The organism is Bacillus sp. V3-13, assembly GCF_002860165.1.
Lineage (GTDB): Bacteria > Bacillota > Bacilli > Bacillales > Cytobacillaceae > Bacillus_BJ.
The window spans coordinates 1-18,927 of record NZ_PGUZ01000013.1 but is presented as its reverse complement, the minus strand read 5'-3'; the positions used below and the strand labels follow the sequence as shown (position 1 = coordinate 18,927).

Here is an 18,927-nt window from a genome sequence, read left to right as displayed (position 1 = left end):
AGTCAGTATTTTATCAAAAAAATACGGTTAGTTCTACAAAAACCATTTTGCAAAGCTTTACACTTCAAAAAAACTGGATTTTACTGTTGGCTAAATGTGTTCCAAACCTTATCCGATTTAAGTGGAAAGCCATGAATCGGTTGGGTATAAAATAAACGCAAAAAAACAAGCCCCGTACCGGAGCTTGTTCGGTTTCTCTTATAACTGCTTGTACAAATTCGCCATTTCAATTGCACCTGTTGCCGCTTCCCAGCCTTTGTTTCCTGCTTTTGTTCCTGCCCTTTCAATTGCTTGTTCAATCGTATCGGTCGTCAATACGCCAAAAATAATTGGGACACCTGTCTGCAGGCTGCTGTTTGCAACTCCCTTTGCCGTCTCACCGCTGACGTATTCGAAATGGGGTGTCGCCCCTCTTATTACTGTTCCGAGCGTAATGACAGCATCATATTTGCCGGATTCAGCCAGTTTTTTGGCCATTAAAGGAATTTCAAATGCCCCAGGGACCCAGGCAACCGTTACATCTTCTTCCTGAACGCCGTGGCGGTAAAGCGCATCCTCGGCACCGCTAAGCAGCTTGCTTGTTATAAATTCATTAAAACGGCTGACAACGATCGCCATCCTCAAACCTGTTCCAATTAAATTTCCTTCGATTACTTTTTTCATCATGTTTCTCTCCTAATATGTCAATTTCACCGTTTTTGAACAAGAGAATCGTGTTCAAGCCGGTATTGAATTAAATCCGCGATTGTAATCATCTTCATATCAAATTTATTGGCAAGCTCCGCCAATTCAGGAACTCTCGCCATTGTACCGTCTTCATTCATGATTTCGCATATCACTCCGGCTGGTGACGCACCACATAAGATAGCTAAATCAACAGCTGCTTCGGTATGGCCGGCTCTTTCAAGGACACCGCCGTTTTTTGCAATAAGCGGAAAAACATGCCCTGGACGTTTAAAATCTTCTCCGGTTACTTTCTCATCAATCAATTTTCTGATCGTGAAAGACCGCTCAAACGCGCTGATCCCTGTCGTGGTTTGAATATGGTCAATGCTGACGGTAAAAGCCGTTCCGTGCGAATCGGTATTGTTTTCGATCATTGGGTCCAATCGCAGCTTACCGGCCAATTTTTCTGTAATTGGCACACAAATCAGGCCCCTGCCTTCTTTTGCCATAAAATTGATCACTTCCGGGCTGGCATGGTCAGCGAGGCAGACAAAGTCTCCTTCATTTTCGCGATCCTCATCATCACAGACAATGACAATTCTTCCCCGTCTTAAATCTTCAAGGGCCTCTTCAATTCGGTCAAACATGTGAATTCCACCTTTCAGCTACATAAAGCCGTTTTCCCTTAAGAAATCTGCAGATATCCGGTTGTTTTTTTGCTGGCTGCTGATTTTGTTCTCGATGATGTTATGTAAATATTTTGCAAGCATATCAAATTCAATATTCACAGTCTCACCAGGTTCCTTCAAACCAAGAACGGTTTCTTTACTCGTATGGGGAATGAGCGAAACAGTAATCCGTTTATCTTCTACTGCAAAAATCGTTAATGACGTCCCATCAATCGCAATCGATCCCTTAAAGAGAACATACTCAATCCCGTGTTCGGGAATTTCAATATCAACGTAAATCGCGTTATCTTTTTTTCGCTTACGGATAATCGTGCCGGTACCATCAACATGTCCTGTAACAAAGTGGCCGCCAAACCTGCCGTTCGCCGCCATCGCCCGTTCAAGGTTCACGGGTGATCCTCTCTGCAAAAGCGATAAAGACGTTGATTTATATGTCTCCGGCATCACATCCGCAGCAAAAGAATTGGCACTGAATTCGGTTACCGTCAGGCAAACCCCATTAATCGAAATGCTATCGCCAAGCTGAACATCTTCAAGCACCTTTTTGGCAGAAATGCTCAATTTTAAAGATTCACCCTGTTGTGTAACATTCTGCAACGTCCCGATTTCTTCAACGATTCCTGTGAAAATGACTCTCACCACCTTTTAAAATGCACCTTAACAATCTCGGCTCATAAAAATGAGCAATTAAAAACCCCGTACAAAAAAAGTACGGGGCCAAAACCATGACAAAATAAACGTTGAAAAAAGGTATTTTCAACGCATATTTATGCCTTCTCCCATCCAGACTTTCACTGTCGGCTTTGGAATTTCACCAAAATCCACCGTCTCCAAACTATGAAAACGGGTCACGGGCTTAGAGTTCAATGCCTCATCACCGCCGGTTGGGAATTGCACCCGACCCCGAAGGCGGCTATTAAATATAGCCATACTAAGATTCAGTTGTTATTGCTATCGTACATTAACGTATTAATTTATGCAATTTTTAGATTCAGGTTTTTGTGCACAGAATATCTGTTAATTTTTTAATCATGTGGATCTTGCTAACAACAGTTACAAAAAAAGGAGATGCAAACGGCATCTCCTCTTCTTATGGTAATCTTTTCAGTTCGTCTTCCAAAAATTCTTTATTTACTCCGCCGATGGCTCTGCTGCGAATGATCCCGTCAGAATCAATAAAAAAGCTTGTCGGGTATGTGAGTATTTCAAACCGGGAAGAGACTTCATTCTTCTCATCCATTGGAATCGGAAAGGTCAGTCCGTGCTCTTTCACAAAATCAACGGCATCTTGTCTGTTTTTTTCAGTAACCGTTGAATTGACGGCAAGTATTTCAAAACCATCCTTTTGATATTTTTCGTACATCTCCTGCATATAAGGCATTTCTTTCTTGCAAGGCGGACACCAGCTTGCCCAAAAATTAACCAGAAGTTTTTTGCCTCTTAACTGATCCAGGGAAATCTTCTCTCCATTGATGTCCGTTAATTCAAAATTGGGGACCCGATTTCCCGGCTCTATCCCAACCGGAAGCTCGTTTGGGTGATCAACCTTGTCATACTTTTCAATTTTGGGAGCCTCGTCTCTTGGTTCATGATCCTTTAAGACGAACGTATCGACCAGATACAAAACAAGGACGATGGCAGCTGCCACTATACACAATCTTTTCAACCCTGCTAACCTACTTTCATTCCCTTTTGCGTTTATCTTAAAAGCAGCCTTTTTATGTTAATATTGAATAAAAACCAGCTATCGCGGCTGGTTTTATCATACACTATTTAAACAACAAGAAAAATCGATTTAGCTTGCAAATGTGAAATTGCGTTTTCTTAATGGTTCGAGTAGCAATAATACAGCGTCAAAAGTGCAAACATCGCCAATCGCTTTTTCTGTGAATCTTTGCTGTTGAAGGTTACGACTGGTGTGTTTGGGTCTTTAAAGTGTTTGCTCCAATCGAGCGGCATCCAGCCTTTTCTCAAAGAAATCTCCGGTGTTCCATCTGTCCATAGATAGTGAATATCTGTAAAAACAGTTGAGCCCGTTAAATGAATATTGATTCTTTCACCGTTCATATCGATGTGAAAAGATTTCATTGAATTGCGTTTAATTCTCGCTATTTCCGTTTGCCCAGAGTCGGTAATGATAATCTCGTTTTTTTTCACTTTAAAGATGGCTGCCAATTGATTATGGCCATTGTAAAATCCGTAATGAGCCGGAAACGACTTATCTAAAAAATAGGGCAGCAGCCATCTCCATTTCCAAAAACGGAGATCCTTGATTTCCCCTACAAGAATCCCGTGCGGGTTAAATATGAGCATTCTCAATGAAGGAGCGGGAAGAAACGTTAACAACAGCTGATCTTCGCTGAGCGGACTTTTTCCCTGCAGCTGTTCATCATTAAAACTGAAAGCGCTGCTTCTTGACCGTTCCTCAAGCAACAGATGCTTTTGGTAGGAGAAGAAGCTAAGCAGCAGAAATGGAGCAACCAGAGCTAAAATGGGCAGCTGAATTTTCAGCCATAACGAAATGCCTAATATTAACCCGGGTGGAATCAGAAATAGGAGGCTGCCATTTAATGAAGCAGCAGCCGAGTGCTTATAGTACTGATGGATGGTCATTCTTGTGCACCTCGCCTGTGTGTAATCTAGTTCATGTTCAATGAAAGAATCCTTTTTAATAGTCTATTATTCTTCTTTATAAAAGATGATTTTTTTAGAAATGAAAACAGAAGATAAGTTGAGACAGGAAAGAGGAATGTAAATGATCAGAGAAATATCAGAACAAGATGCCGAAAAATTTCTTGAGCTATTAATGGAAGTTGATGACTCGGGTTTAATGCTTTTCGAACCCGGGGAACGAACATCGTCTGTTAAAAAAGAGGCGACTAAAATTAGCCAATTTTTAGCGAATCCGCATACAGCCATATTCGTATCGGAAGAAGATGACCGGCTGACCGGCTACATCATTGGAATCGGCAACACCCTAAAGCGCAAACAGCATGCAGCTTATATAGTCATTGGTATCCGTTCCGGGTATCGCGGGCGGGGGATCGGAACAAAGCTGTTTGAGAAATTGTTTGAATGGGCAAAACAGCGAAGGTTGAAAAGGCTTGAATTGACTGTGATTGCTACGAATGAACCAGCCTATCACCTTTATAAGAAGGTCGGATTTCAAGTTGAAGGGGAAAAAATCGGCTCCCTGATTATCAATGGGGAAGCTGTCAATGAATATTATATGTATAAATGGCTCGATTGATAGGAGACAACAGTCAGATCTATTTGTTACAAAATGAGGGCTGATTTGAAATCAGCCCCGTAAGTTTAGTAGTTAACAATCATGTCCGCATACTTTTTCGCGTCTTCTTCCCTGCTTGCTAGAGAATCCGAAATATAAACGGAATTCGGTATTCTTCCCCTTCAAATGCCTTAATTGCTGCGATAATTGTAAACACCACTGTAAGAATCCCAATAATCCAGATCGTGACAAAGCCGATTAAGACAAGCATTAATAAAACGCTTACGATCGAATAAACCGCGTAAGAAATCATAAAGTTAAAATACTCTCTGCCATGATAATCAACAAAAGATGAGTCGTTCTTCTTTAACAGCCAAATAATCAGCGGGCCGATAAAAGTTGTAAAAAAACTGCTCACATAAATCGCGGTCGCCAGAAGCCTTTCGTCATTAGTCGGTAGTTTTCTATCCATTGCAGGTTCCCCCAAATTTCGAATAATCGTTCTTTCTATTATTTATTTACGTTCCATCTTAAAAAAAGTTTCCTCAATTTAATAACCCGGCATCTGAATATGTTTCCTGTTCTTGTTCAGGACAACTTGAATACAAATGATTATAGACGAAGATACAAAGGGTGATGATCAATGTTGTCGAAGCTTGAAGCGCTCGTGCTCGGGATCATTCAAGGTTTAACCGAATTCTTGCCTATTTCAAGCACTGGCCATTTGTATTTGGGCAGACACCTATTTGGGCTTGATGAAGCAGGACTTTTTCTCGATACAATGCTCCATGTTGGCACTCTGCTAGCTGTGCTTGTCGTCTATAAGGATGAGCTGTTCGAAATCCTGAAAAATCCGTTTGGAAAATTGGCGATGCTCGTCATTATAGGGACGATTCCGGCTGTGCTTGTCGGGTTTCTGTTCAGCGACTTGTTCGATTCTATCTCAAAAACCGGCACAACGATTGGCTGGGAGTTTCTCGTGACCGGCTTCATCCTTTGGATTGCAGATCGTGTAAAACAGGGAGCGAAGAATATGGATAACATCAGCTATGGGGATGCGCTTTTCATTGGTTCCTTTCAGGCAGCTGCCATTTTTCCGGCAATATCCCGCTCGGGGCTAACGATCGCCGCCGGTTTATTCCGAAAATTGGACCGGGAAACGGCCGCTTATTTTTCTTTTTTGCTGTCGATTCCAGCGATTGCCGGCGGGATTGTTCTACAGGCCGGCGAGCTGTATTCAGGGCATGTTGAAGCGATATCCTTCAGCAGTCTGCTGATTGCGACACTGGCATCTGCTCTATGCGGCTATGCAGCTGTCGTATGGATGATTCATTTTTTGAAAACAAAATCGCTGAAGATTTTTGCCATTTATGTTTGGTTTCTCGGGTTTGCAATACTTGCGCTTCAGTTCACTGGTGTTTTTTAAAGGAAGGAGCCAAATGAAGACTTTATTGAAAAATGCAAAAGTCTATCCGATTACCTCACAACCATTATTACCTGGTGACGTCTTAGTGGAAGATGGCAAGATTGCGCTGGTCGGCAAAAATCTTGTCACCGGCAGTGATGTAAAAATAATCGACTGCTATCAGCGCTATCTGTTTCCGGGGTTCATTGATGTCCATACCCATCTCGGCCTGTACGATGAAGGGACGGGCTGGGCAGGCAATGACGCCAATGAAACGATTGAAACAATGAGTCCGCATATCCGGGCAATCGATGGGGCTTATCCTCTGGATCCGGCATTTTCCGATGCCGTCAAATATGGAATTACAACCGTGCATATTATGCCGGGCAGCGCAAATGTGATTGGGGGAACGACGTCCGTCATTAAAACGTCGGGGAAAAACATTCAAAAAATGCTCATCCATGAAACGGCCGGTTTAAAGATTGCCTTCGGAGAAAATCCAAAGCGGATTCACAGCCATGGAAATAAGGATTCTATTACGAGAATGGGGATTATGGGCATGCTTCGCGAAGCTTTTTATGAAGCAAAAAATACCGATCAACCCGACTCGCTCAGGATGGCCCCTTTAGTAAAAGCATTAAAGAGAGAAATCCCCGTAAGAATCCATGCCCATCGTGCGGACGATATTATCTCGGCAATAAGATTTGCCGAAGAGTTTGATCTTGATCTCCGCATCGAGCATTGCACGGAAGGACATCTTATTGCGGAAGAGCTGTCCGGGAAAAATTTGAAAGTCTCCGTTGGCCCGACATTAACGAGAAAATCCAAGGTCGAACTAAAGAATAAACAATGGAGAACATATCGGGAACTGACAGATCATGGAATCGAAGTGTCGATTACAACCGACCATCCATACATCCCGATTCAATACTTAAATGTTTGCGCCGCCATCGCTGTCAGGGAAGGATTATCCGAGCAAAAGGCGCTTGAAGGCATTACCCTATTGGCTGCGAGGAATTTACGAATGGCTGAAAGGCTTGGAAGCATAGGTGCGGGGAAAGACGCTGATTTGGTGTTATGGAGCCATCATCCTTTCCACTTTTTAGCTAAACCAATATGGACGATGATCGACGGAAATTTCGTCTTTACAGAAACTTAATTTTATGTAGAAATATGTGAAAATTCCGCTATAAAAATTAACATTTTACCTATTTCTTTTTTGATATTTTTTTAGTATTATACCTTAAGTACGATGTTTTCACAGCTTTTATAAAAGTAAATAACCGTATGCGAGCAATTGGGAAGGCAAATGGTGCGCCACCAGTTTACTGGTTCTAGTGGGTTCGATTCCCACCCCGAAATTTTTTAGCAACATTACAAAAAATTTCGAGGGTGGGCCCAGAGTCTATTTGGGATGGATCCGGACTGTCCTCAGGATGGAGGTTATCACATGCTCAAGAAACGTGATCTTCAAGACTGTCACGCCTTGTATGATCTGATGGTTCACCCTGATGTTTTCCCTTATGTACGCCAAAAAGCTTATTCATATGATGAGTTTCTATTTATAACGAAGCAGACCATTGAAGCTGAAGAACGCGGTGAAATCATTTCGCGGACGATTCTTGACGAATGGGGAACTCCAATCGGGACGATTAACCTGTTTGATATCCAGGATAATGCGGGCTTCTTAGGGACATGGCTTGGCAAGCCATTCCATGGAAAAGGATACAATCAACTTGCGAAGGACGCTTTTTTTGAGGAGCTTTTTTACGAGGCCGGCATTGAAACGATTTTCATGCGAATCCGCCATGAAAACGTCCGTTCACGGAAGGCTGCCGAAAAACTGCCTTATGCCATCATAGCGAATGAAACAAGAAAAACGATATATGATCAATTGAATGCTGCAGGCAAAGTATACGATTTATTTGAAATCCCCAAAGATTTGTATACACTGCAGATTCTCAGGAACGGGACACAGCAGCAAGAAGCTTCACATTTGCTTGAAGCCTGACCATACATTGGGTACTTCCTGTTTACACAACTAACGCTCCGAGCTATTCGGAGCGTTTTTTAGTTTTTTTAATAGTATATTTCACTTTTTCCCGATCATTTCCAAATAGAGATTTCGGACTACATACGTTTTATAAAGTTCAAGCTTTCTTCTTTCAACCGGATGCCTTGTAACACCCGCTGCTTTCAACTGTGAGATATACCAGCCTTTTGACCCACGATACGCCATGTATTTACCCCTCTTTCATTATGCTTGTCTCTGTCAAATATATATGCACAGGCATGATGAAAGATGACGGGTTTAATAGACAAACAACTATATGCGCTTTATCTGCGTTGTTCCTTTAAGGGGAGATGTAAAAAATCATTGCCATAATGACGAAACCGGCAGCTTTTATTGGCTGCGGGTTTCGTTTATGATTGTTTGTAAGCTTTCCCCAATACGTCCTTTCCACCCGTAACCGGAATAATACTCCCGGTGATGAATGAAGAGCTTTCCTCCGCCAAAAAACAAATGACTCTTGCAATATCTTCCCCGGTTCCCGGTCTGCCAACCGGAGTTTCTGAATCAACCACATTCAACGACTCAGAAATACTTTTTTCTTTCCAATCACCTATGATGTCACCCGGGCACACCATATTTGCCGTTATCCCGAATTCTGCTTCCTCAAGTGCAATCGTCTTCGTCAATGAAGCGAGACCGGTTTTTGCAGCAGCAAACCCTGATCTGTATATCCATCCCGGCGCCGCTTCGACGCGATCAAAGCCAATCGTAATGATTCTTCCCCACTTTGCTTCCCTCATCTTCGGGATCAGAAGTCTTGATAAATAAAAAACTCCATTCAGGTTGCCATTAATTAGATAATTCCACTCTTGCGGAGTATAGTCGGTTAACCGTTTTCGTTCATGGATATAAGGGCCTGCATTATGGATGACAATATCGATGGAAGCGAATGACGAAAACGCCTCTGAAACGACTTTGCTGCATTGCTTTTCGTCTGCAACATCACCTTTTACGGCAATATTTTCGGTTCCATACCTTTCAGTCAGGCCGCTTGCCAATGCAACGGCTTCATCGTGGCTGTTTCGGTAATTAATGATTAAATGAACCCCGTTTTTGGCGAGCTCGATAGCTGTTCTCTTGCCGATCCCCGAGGACCCTCCCGTTATTAATGCGATTTTCCCGTTCACTGTAACTACCCCGCTCTTTTATGATTTAGTTTCTTTACCAATATACTAAAAAGTTCACCGGTGATATGCAAACTTTTACCCTTAACGGTGAGGCTTGATCCTGCATATATTGAAAATAGAATGGATAACGCTGGCGACCCTTTCGGCCTTGAAAGGAGGCTTCACTTTGTTTCCGTGGAATCTCTTCCCGATAAATAAAGACATGAAAAATATGATGAAACAGGTTAAACCAGAAGAAATTGAAAAGCATGTCGAGGAAATGATGAGTAAAATGTTCCCTCCTCATATGCAAGGTATGATAAACCCTAAAGAGTTTGCAAGTGGGATCAATCCTGTCGCAAAACAAAGCATCCTTCCTCTTGAAGCAGTTGTCTTTGAAACACACGATTTCGTTTTTGTGCGGATTCCGATCAGAAACCAGGAGTGGCTCCATAAAATGAAACTGTACCATACGTCCAACCAAATGATCTTTGAACATATTCCCGAAGACCATGACAAGCATACCATTACCCTTCCCGCACTCGTCCGGAAAAAAGGGGCAACCGCGCATCATAAAGACGGAATGCTTGAAGTTAGAATGCCAAAAAGCGTGGATATGCGATTTTCCGAAATCGATATCACAGATGTTCTTTAAAGTTATACATCCTTACAGAGATTTGGAGGTATAAGAATGGACGTAAACAAGTTGGCACAGTGGAACGAGATTTTAAAAAATTATCATTCTGAAAAATTTTGGGAGGATGTTTTCGGCGAGGAAATCAAGCTTGCAAGGCCTTATAATCCGGAACAACATGATCAAGCCTGCCTCTTTTACCAGAATGAACTGTTTCCACGCTGCGATCTTTACGAAGAAAGCGGGACCCTTTTTATCGAAGCTGAACTGCCCGGAATCCAAAAAGAAGAAATTGAGCTGAAAATCGAAAACAATTCTCTCACCATGAAAGGGGTTTGCCGGACATTAAAGCCAAAACGGCAATATTTTTTAAAGGAAAGACAGAACCGTACGTTTGAAAAAAAGATTCTTTTGCCTGTTGAAATTGCTGTCGATAAAATGGCAGCCCATTTGGAAAATGGAGTGTTAAAGATCAGCTTGCCTGTCGAGCGGAATGAAAATGAGGCCATTTATATACAGCCTGAGTGAACGCGCTATTTCGTGCGGGAAAGGAATTTATCATAGCAATAAAATGGATGTTCTTTTTCAAGGAATTCCATTGTCCCAACTTTCACAAACCCGTTTTTTTCAAACAGAAGCTGCGCCTTTTTATTTAAGGAATAAGTATCTGTTTTTAAGTAAAATACGCCTTTCTCCAATGCATAGCTTTCAGAAAAAGAAATCAGTTGGCTGGCAATTCCTGCTCCTCTCACGTCAGGATCTACGACCAGCCGGTGAAAGACAAAAAAATCTTGATCACTCCGCCAGTTTGCTTGTTCGTATTCAGGCGGCTCTTCCTGGTCAATCGTGATTGATCCGGTCACTGTTCCGTTTTTTTCTGCTACGTACAGACTTCCTGCTTTGCAGTCAGCCAAAAAATCCTCCTTATGGGGATATATATCAGACCATTGGTCATTACCTTCCTGATTCATGATCTCAACAGTATGTATAACAAACTCCATTATTCTTTCTATATCTGCGGCAGTTCCGACGCGAATATTCATGTGATCACCTTTTTCATCAATGTCTAACCAGTATTCTAACCCATTTTTAAATGTTCATGAAAGAAATTGAATTCTATTTAGCCTAATTGCGCCCGTCAATACGCATAATCCGGAAAAAAGAAAAGAACCGCCTCTCTAAAGCGGTTCTTTTGCTGTGATTGATTATTTACCAATAAACATTTGAGTCCAGTAGTTGCCTTGTGCAACATGTCCTACTCCAAGGTGTGTATAGCTTGGGTTAAGGATGTTCTTGCGGTGGCCTTCACTGTTCATCCAGGCTGTAACAACTTCTTGTGGAGAACGTTGGCCCATCGCAATATTTTCACCGGCTGTTCTGTAAGAAATGCCGAATTGTTTCATCATATCAAATGGAGATCCGTAAGTCGGGCTAGTATGGGAAAAGTACCCTTTCGCTTGCATATCACGTGATTTTTCACGTGCGACTTTGCTTAATTGAACATCTAATTGAAGCGCTGGAACTCCGTGTTTTGCACGTTCCTGGTTTGTTAATTCAAACACTTGCTGTTCAAATGCACTAACTTGAGAAGAAGCTGGAGCTGCAGCTTTAGCAGGCTGTTGGGCCGGCGCCTTTGTAGCTGGCTTCTGTGCTGCAGGCTTTTGTGCTTGCTGCTTTGGTGCAGGCTGTGCAACTTGCTGCTTTGGTGCAGGCTGCTGTACTTGAACGTTATTCCATTGAATATTGTAGTTGCTCATATACTTCTTAAGAATGCTATTAATTTGCTCATTTGTTAAATTGCCAGATTGATAGCTAACAACTTTAACTTGTGCATGAATCGGGCTGTTGGATGCCGCATCTGCTTTATCTGTAATTGGATTTGCCATCAGCATTGCTGCTGCAGCTGCAACTGAAAAAATCAATTTTTTCTTCATCTATCAAAGTTCCTCCCTAGCTCGTTGTTTTTTGTCTGTCTGACTTGCAAAATAATCATAACATGCGTTTTTTGTAATAATTGCGGGAGGATATTCCAAAACCATGCCAAATGAACTAGATTAGCAGGACTTTCTTTTAAAAAAACGATATGAACCTATGAGGTTATCATATTTTCATAGGATTTAATTGGATAATATTAGAATGGATAAAACCAGTTAAAGAGGAAGTTTACTGCTTAACTTGGAAAACATATGATAGACAAAAAGGGTTGACAAGTTTTTACGAACGTTATTATTTTTACAAATGTTACTTTAGGATTACAATGTTAACTGTTCATATAGGTCAAAGTAATCAAAAAAACGGCCTTTAATAGCCGTTTTAATCGCCAAGTTCCGGATATTCTCCTGGATACCGCTTATATATAAGCAATGATGGCTGCAAAACTGATTCCCTTTTCTAAAGGAGTAATTTAAATTTCCCCGGAAGTCTGGATGCTTTCGCGTGCCTTAATCGTTTCCATGGTTTTTTTATAAAGTAAAATTAACGCTAATTTATCGTGATCCGGAAGTGCTGAATCGATGATTCTGCTAACAGCCAAGTAAAACTTATCGTATCGTGAGCGGCGGACCCGCGGATGCGAATTCTCATCCAATAATTCACGGAGGATGGCTTCGTCCAGGACGGCTTGGCTGTTCTGTTCAGATGGCAGCGTCCGATGATTCCAAATCGATCGGTATTGCTGTAATAAATAATCATAATCCATTCTGCCTGCCCCTTCCTTAAAATATCATTAGCAATATTTTTACATAATTGATAGCAACTTTGCAAAAAATAAAAGAAATCTATTTTGAAAGGAGCTTGAAGATGAATACACCATACCGCTGTCCGAGTTGCCGGACAAACAGGAGCCGTTTTAATATAATCGAGCAAGTGGCACATTCGGTAAAAAAGCATCCGCAAACAGGAGAAATCCTCGAGGAGTATTCAAACGAGAATCTCTCTCCTTTTCATATGCCGTACACGGGCCCGGTATATAAAGTCCAATGCGCAATCTGCGGCCTCGTGCAAGATGAACAACCATTTATTAAGTTTGGGCAGAACCAACTTTAGAACAGTTGATGCTCTATTCCAATTAACGTTTGCTTGCATTGCGACAGCGCCTGAACAGCTGAAAACCGCTTCTTATTCGATGAAGCGGTTTTCCTTAAGGAGTTTTTCAGAGTCCAGCTTCCAAGGTCCTTCAGGGGAGTATCGGATTAAGTTTATCTCCCCTTTGAACTTAACTCTTCCCTCTCCCTTTACATACCATTCTATTTTAACCGGTACAGAAACAAACAGGTCGGTTTGAAACTCGTTTTCAGTCGGAGCCGACATTTGGCTAATACTTACGTTTTCAACCTTTTTGAAAATCGGGATGTAGTTTCTTTTCTCCAGGATAATATTTTTTAGAATTTTTTCATCTTCTTCTTTAATACCGGCAGCATAGGCATCTATCAGTTCGGATGGACCCGCGGCAGCCAAGTACTCCTCAAGCTTGCCGGCAGCTTTGAAAATCATCAACTTATGCGATAAATCCATGTGATCAGTACGATGCGTTGTGCTTCCAAAAAAATGAATGCAAAAATGCCCGGGAAAATTGTTTTGAATCGCCCCCGCCCCATGGGGCATCCCGTGCATGGAGGCTGCGATCCTTTTTCCTTTATGCTCAACGATAATGGCACGGCGCTTCCAGCTCCATTTGCCGTTGTAGATCCTTTTCATCGTCTTTGTATGTTTTTTTGAAATCGGTTGAACATCAGCATGGCTGCTTCCGGCCCTTCTTTGCACAGTGAATCTCTTCCCTGTTTCCAGGTCTTCCACAGTAAAGGTACTATATTTAGGGAGAAGCTTGTTTACTTCTTCCCAGGGGAGCATTTGAACCCGGTCATCTTTTTTTGCCGCTGAAGCGGCCGTGTCTGCGAATGTCCAAATCAATAAAAGCAATATCGCTAAAGCTATTTTTTTCATCTATCCCACTCAACTTCTATATCGGTTTTTCTTAAAGTTTGCCCTAATGATCAAAAACGATACAAAAAACGCCCTCAAGGGGCGCACTTTCAATCATCATTCAATTTACGGAATAACCGGATAAAATGATCCAGCTCCTGTTCGGAGAAGGAATTAAATTTTGACCTTAGGTAGTCCGACTTTTTCTCTTCCAAAGCTTTTACTAGCAATTCACCGGCACCGGTCAAAGCCATTTCAACAATTCTTCTATCCTTCTCTGACCTGATTCTCGAGATAAATCCTTTTTTGACGAGAGAGTCCGTTACCGTCGTAATATGGCTTGCCGATACCTTCAATTCCTTTGAAATGGATGATGCCTTTAAAGGCTCTGATGAAGAGTATAATGTTTTTAATACAATGAACTCATTGATATTGACTTCGTCGCCAAGCGTATTATTTAGCTCCTGCCTCATTTTTCGAAAAACGTTCCGAAATAACTTCTCGACCTCATAAATTTGTTCTTGCCTCAACACAATCGCCCTCTCTTAGACACTAAGGCAAGTATAAAAATGTTTTTGCCCGTTTGTCAATTAACATTCCGGGGCCCTTTTAATTTATGGATCGTCGAAAAGCGGAGAATGGCCGCCTCAAATGCGGAAACGTAACGATTCGGACTAATGGTTCTCAACATATTCTTTTGCTTTATCAATTGCAATTGGGATGGCCCGTCCATCCTCATAACCATCTTCAAGAAGCGCATTTGCAATTTCAATGGCCTTTTCCCTGACTTTTGGATCGAGATTCTTCATGGCATCAGGATAATCGTTTTTGCTCCACGGCATTTAAACCACTCCTTATCTGCTTTTGCTATGTTTATACCCTGTGGCAGCGCGGACAAACCAAATGATTTTAATGCTGCGTTTATGACCGCAACCATTGAGCAGCAAGAAAAATTATTCGCAGCAATCTCACCAATTCTTATGTTACTTTTTATAACGCAAAAAAGCTCTCCACATTAGGAGAGCTTTTTTTGCTATGAATTAAGCTGCTGTTTCAAGACTTCCACTGCTTTTTGGATCTGTGGATCATTGTTTTCAAGCTGTTCGCGCAATTTCTCCATTAGCCTTAATGTTGATTGGCCGCTCAGGATTCCGGTTGCTTCCAGGCCTTCAGCTTCCTGGAATGCGATCACTGCCTTCTCGGTTCCTTCATCAAAAAAGCCGTCCTCTCTTCCCGGTTGATAACCGATTGCCGCGAGCATCTGCTGTGCTGCTTTTACTTGCGCAGAGGATGCGGAACGGCTGAGCTCAAGATCAGGATTGATAAAAGGTAAGGAAGCATATGGTGGAAGCTGGACTTCGTAATCCGGAACAATTCCTTTTTCATGTATCCAGTTTCCATCAGGGGTCAGCCATTTTTCGGTTGTAAATTTAATGTTTGAACCATCCTTGAAATTCTGGGCGCGCTGAACCGTTCCTTTTCCAAATGACTTTTCGCCAACCAGCGGAACATCCGCCGATTCTTTAACCGCCGCAGCAAGGATTTCTGAAGCGCTGGCGCTTCCTTTATCAATCACGACAACAAGCGGGATATTCGGCCCGTTCTCATGTGTCGATTTAACTACTTCCTTGTCGCCATTCCGGTCTTCAATTTGGAACAAAATTTCACCTTTCGGGACAAATAGACTGGAGATTTTGATTGCCTGATCCAGCAGACCGCCGGGATTTTGCCTTAAATCCAATACAAGTCCCTTCATTCCCTGTTTTTGCAGCTCGTTAAGCTTATCAACAAGTTCTTTTGCAGTATTTTCTGAGAAACTCGTTATTTGGATATTTGCGATTCCATCTTCCCTCATTTTCCCATAAACAGTTTCGAGAGGAATTGTATCCCTGATAATCGAAATATCCATCGGCTCACCCATTCCCGGGCGCTGGACCACTATGTTTACCTCTGTCCCTTTTTCTCCTCTAATCAATGTAACGGCTTCTGTCGAACTCAACCCCTGCAGGCTTTTTCCATCGACCGATAAAACAATATCATTCGGCTGCAGTCCTGCTTTCTCAGCCGGGGAGCCTTTTAAAGGAGAAACGATGACGATGTTGCCATCGAGCTCCTGAATTTCAGCTCCAATACCCTCGAAGGAAGAGGAGATGCTTTCATTAAAGTTTTTTGCCTCTTCCTCATTCATATAGTCTGAATATGGGTCATCGAGAGCTTCTACCATGCCATTAATGGCTCCGTTAATGAGCTCTTCTTCATCGACAGATTTAAAATACATTTCCTTTAGCGTATCATAGGCAGAGTACAGCTTGCTGAATTCCGGCCGTTCCGTTCCGACATTGACCGCTTTTTCGTCACCAAACGCAAGTGCGAATGTTGTAATTCCCGCTGTGATAAAGACGATGAAAAACAACAGCATGACAAATCGGAATTTTTTTATCTTAATATAGTTGGAAGGACTGTCTGATGTTTCTTGTCCTTTGTTATCCATTTCGGTTTTCTCTTGATCCAAATCTTTCACCACTTTCATCATCAAACAAGTCTTTTTTCAGACCTTAAAAATTAGGATAACATTTTTTATTAAAAAATAACAAAGAAAAAGTAAGCTTATAACTTATGGGAGCGTCTATATGTTATCATGCCATTCTTTATACACTAAATTTTTATAACAATATTAAAATATTCTTCGAGAGTCAGGTTTTTTTCATAAATGACAGCTGCATTCTTTTCCCCGACATAACGGAAATGCCATGGTTCATACTGATAGCCGGTGATCTTTTCTTTTCCTTTCGGGTATCTGAGAATAAACCCAAATCGGTGCGCATTTTCCGCGAGCCATTTTCCTTCTGGCGTTTCCCCAAATTGCTCTGTTAGTCCCAGTCCTGCACCCTGGCTCGATATATCCATTGCCAGGCCGGTTTGATGCTCGCTATTGCCGGGAACAGCAACGGCCTGTTTCGCGTTTTCTTCCCCTACACGGCTGACTTCCGCATCAAACAACTCTTTTTGGCGCTCATACGACCGAAAACCGGATACTGCATAGAGCTTAAGACCATTTCGGTTTGCCTCGGCAAACAAGTTTTCCAGAGCTGTCGCCGCTTCTTGTCGCAAGTAGCTTTTCTCAATATCCTGAGCACCGTAGGAAAAAGGGACGTTCGGTCTTACCATTCCCTCGGGGAGATATCCATCTGGCAAGGCAAAATCTTTATTGACCAAAGCCATAATATTAACAGGATTTTGAATGATTGCTCTTCCGTTCACTTCGATTACACTATTAAAATAAGCCGCTTCCAGAGTTGGTGTCCCGGGAGCGGGAGTTTCTGCACTCGAATTGTTTCCTACTGTCTGGCTATCATCTGTATTTGTTTGTCCGGGTTCGTTGTTGTCCCGGTTGTCACGAGTGACGTTATCTTCTTCCGGCTTTGCCTCCTGTTCATCGCTTTCCTTTTCGTCCTGTTGAAAAGGAAGCTTCTCCATCATCGACTCGACCTGGCTGCAGCCGCTTAAAATCAAGCCAGCTCCTAAAACTATCCAAATTCTCCTCATTCATTTCACCTGTTTCATCTTTGTTCACTATTTCAGCACGTTATTTCTATTTTAACACGATCCGTCAAGTGATCTAAATGAGTAGACTTCCTTATTATTTATTTTTTAAAATATTGTAGACGCTCCTTTTACATAGAACTTCTATATATATATTTAAAAAAAAGATACCTAATTAATTTTAGGTATCTTTATCATGTGCTTAATTGTTTCCTTTTTCAATCAAAATTTGGCTATTCCTGGACTACTGCCTCGAGCGCAACCTCAATCATCTCGTTAAAAGTGGTTTGGCGTTCCTCTGCAGTTGTTTCTTCACCTGTTAAAAGATGGTCGCTTACTGTCAGTACCGACAATGCCTTGCGATTGAACTTCGCTGCCAGAGTATAGAGTGCGGCTGTTTCCATTTCGATCGCCAATATTTGATATTGCGCCCATTTTTCATGCTCAGCATGATCGTTGTAGAACATATCAGCAGTAAACACATTCCCGGCTCTAAGGTTCAAGCCTTTTTTCGTACCGGCATCATAAGCTTTTTTAAGCAAGTCAAAATCAGCTGTCGGTGCAAAATTCACTGCGCCAAAAATAACTTCGTTCATTTTCGAATCAGTCGAAGCGCTCATCGCCAGAATGACATCGCGAACCTTAACCTCCTTTTGAATAGCGCCGCATGTTCCGACCCGGATCAGGTTTTGGACGTTGTAGCTTTGCATCAATTCATTTATGTAAATGGAGATGGATGGGACACCCATTCCCGTTCCCTGCACTGATATTCTTTTACCTTTATACGTTCCAGTATAGCCAAACATATTGCGGACTTCATTATAGCATTGTGCATTTTCCAAAAAGGTTTCTGCAATATATTTAGCACGAAGAGGATCTCCGGGAAGCAAGACCGTTTCGGCAATTTCATTTTCTTTTGCATTGATATGGATACTCATTGTATTTACCTCCATTATTTTCTTTAGCTGTTATATCCTTGTCTATCCCTTCAAACTATAACATATTCTGTTCTCCATGAAAAATCATCCGGGCACCAGATTTTTTGAATGGTTAATGGGAAAATATGTTTTTAAAAAGGAGAAAACAACCCTGAAAGTCAGAGTTGTTTTCTTTACGTTACCTCACCTGAATTCGGTTAATCTTTGTCCAGCCGCCCGCTTTTAGCTGATAATAATGATGGCCCCTCAAGCCTTCATCAATTAATATAATATCGCCTGTACTCATAAACCTGCCCTTGTAATCCGCGGGTATTGTATCCGGCACATTGAAAAGCTTAAATACCTTTTCAAAACAATCCTGATGTCCCTCCGCCTTGATTGCAAGCCGGTACACTTGAGTATAGCCTCTATCCTGCCTAAATTGCGGGGTTTGAAAAACCGTAATATCATAATTTTTCTTCCTTCTGCCTGTTAACTCTTTTAACATGCTGCATCCCCCTATCAAATTAAACTGTATATGTACTATTAAAGCTAACCTTTGTCGATTCCTTTATCGGAAAGCTTCTACTTTTGTCGATAGGTGGGTTTTTCGCATGGAAATTTTATCCTGAATTATCGAATCGAGCCGGACGTCACGATTTTCTCTTTCCGGGCGCATAAAGAAAAGCGCAAGCGCCTTGGTCAGCCCCGACAAGCGCTGGCCGACTAAGAGCGCCACGTCC

Annotated in this window: 24 protein-coding genes, 1 pseudogene and 1 riboswitch; of the genes and pseudogenes, 7 read left to right on the top strand and 18 right to left on the bottom strand. The window is 41.9% G+C overall.

The window, feature by feature from the left end; translation table 11 throughout:
* Positions 1-198 precede the first annotated feature (198 nt).
* The 5 genes and pseudogenes from ribH to CU633_RS05275 all read right to left on the bottom strand — a co-directional run bounded on the left by ribH (position 199) and on the right by CU633_RS05275 (position 3,968).
* The gene (gene ribH, locus CU633_RS05295) at positions 199-663 is read right to left on the bottom strand and encodes a 6,7-dimethyl-8-ribityllumazine synthase (protein WP_101658685.1); all 465 of its coding nucleotides are present in this window, start codon (positions 661-663) and stop codon (positions 199-201) included.
* A gap of 32 nt (positions 664-695) precedes the next feature.
* Positions 696-1,313 (bottom strand): annotated as a pseudogene (ribB, locus tag CU633_RS05290) (3,4-dihydroxy-2-butanone-4-phosphate synthase); the annotation flags it as partial.
* An 18-nt stretch (positions 1,314-1,331) separates the two neighbouring features.
* Positions 1,332-1,985: a riboflavin synthase gene (gene ribE / locus CU633_RS05285; protein ID WP_101658765.1), complete on the bottom strand. Its 654-nt coding sequence runs from the start codon at positions 1,983-1,985 to the stop codon at positions 1,332-1,334.
* A 137-nt stretch (positions 1,986-2,122) separates the two neighbouring features.
* Positions 2,123-2,270, bottom strand: a riboswitch (FMN riboswitch).
* 175 nt (positions 2,271-2,445) lie between these two features.
* A complete protein-coding gene (locus CU633_RS05280) occupies positions 2,446-3,003 on the bottom strand; it encodes a TlpA disulfide reductase family protein (RefSeq protein WP_257958527.1) in 558 nt (185 codons plus the stop codon).
* A 176-nt stretch (positions 3,004-3,179) separates the two neighbouring features.
* Positions 3,180-3,968 carry a hypothetical protein gene (locus CU633_RS05275; protein WP_101658682.1) on the bottom strand — a complete coding sequence of 263 codons (789 nt, stop codon included), beginning with the start codon at positions 3,966-3,968 and terminating at the stop codon, positions 3,180-3,182.
* 142 nt (positions 3,969-4,110) lie between these two features.
* On the opposite strand from CU633_RS05275, the gene CU633_RS05270 reads away from it, so the two are divergent.
* Positions 4,111-4,605, top strand: a complete 495-nt coding sequence (locus tag CU633_RS05270) for a GNAT family N-acetyltransferase (protein ID WP_101658681.1) — start codon at positions 4,111-4,113, stop codon at positions 4,603-4,605.
* 118 nt (positions 4,606-4,723) lie between these two features.
* Here CU633_RS05270 and CU633_RS05265 read toward each other — a convergent pair whose 3' ends face one another.
* Positions 4,724-5,056 (bottom strand): DUF4870 domain-containing protein, encoded by a 333-nt coding sequence (locus CU633_RS05265; protein ID WP_101658680.1) that lies wholly within the window; start codon positions 5,054-5,056, stop codon positions 4,724-4,726.
* A gap of 174 nt (positions 5,057-5,230) precedes the next feature.
* On the opposite strand from CU633_RS05265, the gene CU633_RS05260 reads away from it, so the two are divergent.
* From CU633_RS05260 to CU633_RS05250, 3 genes are all read left to right on the top strand, one after another.
* Positions 5,231-6,010, top strand: coding sequence for an undecaprenyl-diphosphate phosphatase (locus CU633_RS05260; protein WP_180954879.1), 780 nt, complete (start codon positions 5,231-5,233; stop codon positions 6,008-6,010).
* Between the two features lie 13 nt (positions 6,011-6,023).
* A complete protein-coding gene (locus CU633_RS05255; protein ID WP_101658678.1) occupies positions 6,024-7,148 on the top strand; it encodes an amidohydrolase in 1,125 nt (374 codons plus the stop codon).
* Positions 7,149-7,439: 291 nt separating this feature from the next.
* The gene (locus CU633_RS05250) at positions 7,440-8,000 is read left to right on the top strand and encodes a GNAT family N-acetyltransferase (RefSeq protein WP_101658677.1); all 561 of its coding nucleotides are present in this window, start codon (positions 7,440-7,442) and stop codon (positions 7,998-8,000) included.
* An 81-nt stretch (positions 8,001-8,081) separates the two neighbouring features.
* Here the strand turns inward: CU633_RS05250 and CU633_RS05245 are convergent, their stop codons facing one another.
* On the bottom strand, positions 8,082-8,228 hold the full coding sequence (locus CU633_RS05245) for a YflJ family protein (protein WP_101658676.1): 147 nt from the start codon (positions 8,226-8,228) through the stop codon (positions 8,082-8,084).
* Positions 8,229-8,413: 185 nt separating this feature from the next.
* A complete protein-coding gene (locus tag CU633_RS05240) occupies positions 8,414-9,190 on the bottom strand; it encodes an SDR family oxidoreductase (protein WP_101658675.1) in 777 nt (258 codons plus the stop codon).
* A gap of 166 nt (positions 9,191-9,356) precedes the next feature.
* Between CU633_RS05240 and CU633_RS05235 the strand changes: the two genes are divergently transcribed.
* Together CU633_RS05235 and CU633_RS05230 are read left to right on the top strand one after the other, a co-directional pair.
* Complete coding sequence (locus CU633_RS05235) at positions 9,357-9,824, top strand: Hsp20/alpha crystallin family protein (protein ID WP_101658674.1); 468 nt, start codon at positions 9,357-9,359, stop codon at positions 9,822-9,824.
* Positions 9,825-9,860: 36 nt separating this feature from the next.
* A complete protein-coding gene (locus CU633_RS05230) occupies positions 9,861-10,331 on the top strand; it encodes an Hsp20/alpha crystallin family protein (RefSeq protein WP_101658673.1) in 471 nt (156 codons plus the stop codon).
* A gap of 5 nt (positions 10,332-10,336) precedes the next feature.
* Here CU633_RS05230 and CU633_RS05225 read toward each other — a convergent pair whose 3' ends face one another.
* The 3 genes from CU633_RS05225 to CU633_RS05215 form a co-directional block, all read right to left on the bottom strand.
* Complete coding sequence (locus tag CU633_RS05225) at positions 10,337-10,846, bottom strand: GNAT family N-acetyltransferase (RefSeq protein ID WP_101658672.1); 510 nt, start codon at positions 10,844-10,846, stop codon at positions 10,337-10,339.
* Positions 10,847-11,008: 162 nt separating this feature from the next.
* On the bottom strand, positions 11,009-11,737 hold the full coding sequence (locus tag CU633_RS05220; RefSeq protein ID WP_101658671.1) for a CAP domain-containing protein: 729 nt from the start codon (positions 11,735-11,737) through the stop codon (positions 11,009-11,011).
* Between the two features lie 470 nt (positions 11,738-12,207).
* Positions 12,208-12,501 (bottom strand): hypothetical protein, encoded by a 294-nt coding sequence (locus CU633_RS05215; protein WP_101658670.1) that lies wholly within the window; start codon positions 12,499-12,501, stop codon positions 12,208-12,210.
* Positions 12,502-12,602: 101 nt separating this feature from the next.
* Here CU633_RS05215 and CU633_RS05210 point away from each other — a divergent pair, with 101 nt between their 5' ends.
* Entirely contained in the window at positions 12,603-12,848 is a 246-nt protein-coding gene (locus tag CU633_RS05210; RefSeq protein ID WP_101658669.1) for a DNA alkylation repair protein, read from the top strand.
* A gap of 72 nt (positions 12,849-12,920) precedes the next feature.
* Here CU633_RS05210 and CU633_RS05205 read toward each other — a convergent pair whose 3' ends face one another.
* The 7 genes from CU633_RS05205 to CU633_RS05180 form a co-directional block, all read right to left on the bottom strand.
* Positions 12,921-13,745 carry a hypothetical protein gene (locus CU633_RS05205; RefSeq protein WP_101658668.1) on the bottom strand — a complete coding sequence of 275 codons (825 nt, stop codon included), beginning with the start codon at positions 13,743-13,745 and terminating at the stop codon, positions 12,921-12,923.
* An 89-nt stretch (positions 13,746-13,834) separates the two neighbouring features.
* Positions 13,835-14,257: a MarR family winged helix-turn-helix transcriptional regulator gene (locus tag CU633_RS05200; protein ID WP_257958513.1), complete on the bottom strand. Its 423-nt coding sequence runs from the start codon at positions 14,255-14,257 to the stop codon at positions 13,835-13,837.
* A gap of 141 nt (positions 14,258-14,398) precedes the next feature.
* Complete coding sequence (locus tag CU633_RS22740) at positions 14,399-14,566, bottom strand: hypothetical protein (RefSeq protein ID WP_180954872.1); 168 nt, start codon at positions 14,564-14,566, stop codon at positions 14,399-14,401.
* 191 nt (positions 14,567-14,757) lie between these two features.
* Positions 14,758-16,254 carry a S41 family peptidase gene (locus CU633_RS05195; RefSeq protein WP_101658763.1) on the bottom strand — a complete coding sequence of 499 codons (1,497 nt, stop codon included), beginning with the start codon at positions 16,252-16,254 and terminating at the stop codon, positions 14,758-14,760.
* 125 nt (positions 16,255-16,379) lie between these two features.
* Positions 16,380-17,270: a M15 family metallopeptidase gene (locus tag CU633_RS05190; protein WP_101658667.1), complete on the bottom strand. Its 891-nt coding sequence runs from the start codon at positions 17,268-17,270 to the stop codon at positions 16,380-16,382.
* A 230-nt stretch (positions 17,271-17,500) separates the two neighbouring features.
* On the bottom strand, positions 17,501-18,205 hold the full coding sequence (gene deoD / locus CU633_RS05185) for a purine-nucleoside phosphorylase (RefSeq protein WP_101658666.1): 705 nt from the start codon (positions 18,203-18,205) through the stop codon (positions 17,501-17,503).
* A gap of 178 nt (positions 18,206-18,383) precedes the next feature.
* Entirely contained in the window at positions 18,384-18,692 is a 309-nt protein-coding gene (locus CU633_RS05180; protein WP_101658665.1) for a YodL domain-containing protein, read from the bottom strand.
* Positions 18,693-18,927: the final 235 nt, after the last annotated feature.

Coding starts and splice junctions, on each gene's coding strand:
- CU633_RS05245 (WP_101658676.1), bottom strand. CDS start 8,228: ATGGCGTATCGTGGGTCAAAAGGCTGGTATATCTCACAGTTGAAAGCA.
- CU633_RS05220 (WP_101658671.1), bottom strand. CDS start 11,737: ATGAAGAAAAAATTGATTTTTTCAGTTGCAGCTGCAGCAGCAATGCTG.
- CU633_RS05265 (WP_101658680.1), bottom strand. CDS start 5,056: ATGGATAGAAAACTACCGACTAATGACGAAAGGCTTCTGGCGACCGCG.
- CU633_RS05225 (WP_101658672.1), bottom strand. CDS start 10,846: ATGAATATTCGCGTCGGAACTGCCGCAGATATAGAAAGAATAATGGAG.
- deoD (WP_101658666.1), bottom strand. CDS start 18,205: ATGAGTATCCATATCAATGCAAAAGAAAATGAAATTGCCGAAACGGTC.
- CU633_RS05250 (WP_101658677.1), top strand. CDS start 7,440: ATGCTCAAGAAACGTGATCTTCAAGACTGTCACGCCTTGTATGATCTG.
- CU633_RS22740 (WP_180954872.1), bottom strand. CDS start 14,566: ATGCCGTGGAGCAAAAACGATTATCCTGATGCCATGAAGAATCTCGAT.
- CU633_RS05270 (WP_101658681.1), top strand. CDS start 4,111: ATGATCAGAGAAATATCAGAACAAGATGCCGAAAAATTTCTTGAGCTA.
- CU633_RS05210 (WP_101658669.1), top strand. CDS start 12,603: ATGAATACACCATACCGCTGTCCGAGTTGCCGGACAAACAGGAGCCGT.
- CU633_RS05255 (WP_101658678.1), top strand. CDS start 6,024: ATGAAGACTTTATTGAAAAATGCAAAAGTCTATCCGATTACCTCACAA.
- CU633_RS05180 (WP_101658665.1), bottom strand. CDS start 18,692: ATGTTAAAAGAGTTAACAGGCAGAAGGAAGAAAAATTATGATATTACG.
- CU633_RS05215 (WP_101658670.1), bottom strand. CDS start 12,501: ATGGATTATGATTATTTATTACAGCAATACCGATCGATTTGGAATCAT.
- ribH (WP_101658685.1), bottom strand. CDS start 663: ATGAAAAAAGTAATCGAAGGAAATTTAATTGGAACAGGTTTGAGGATG.
- CU633_RS05195 (WP_101658763.1), bottom strand. CDS start 16,254: ATGAAAGTGGTGAAAGATTTGGATCAAGAGAAAACCGAAATGGATAAC.
- CU633_RS05230 (WP_101658673.1), top strand. CDS start 9,861: ATGGACGTAAACAAGTTGGCACAGTGGAACGAGATTTTAAAAAATTAT.
- CU633_RS05205 (WP_101658668.1), bottom strand. CDS start 13,745: ATGAAAAAAATAGCTTTAGCGATATTGCTTTTATTGATTTGGACATTC.
- CU633_RS05275 (WP_101658682.1), bottom strand. CDS start 3,968: ATGACCATCCATCAGTACTATAAGCACTCGGCTGCTGCTTCATTAAAT.
- CU633_RS05190 (WP_101658667.1), bottom strand. CDS start 17,270: ATGAGGAGAATTTGGATAGTTTTAGGAGCTGGCTTGATTTTAAGCGGC.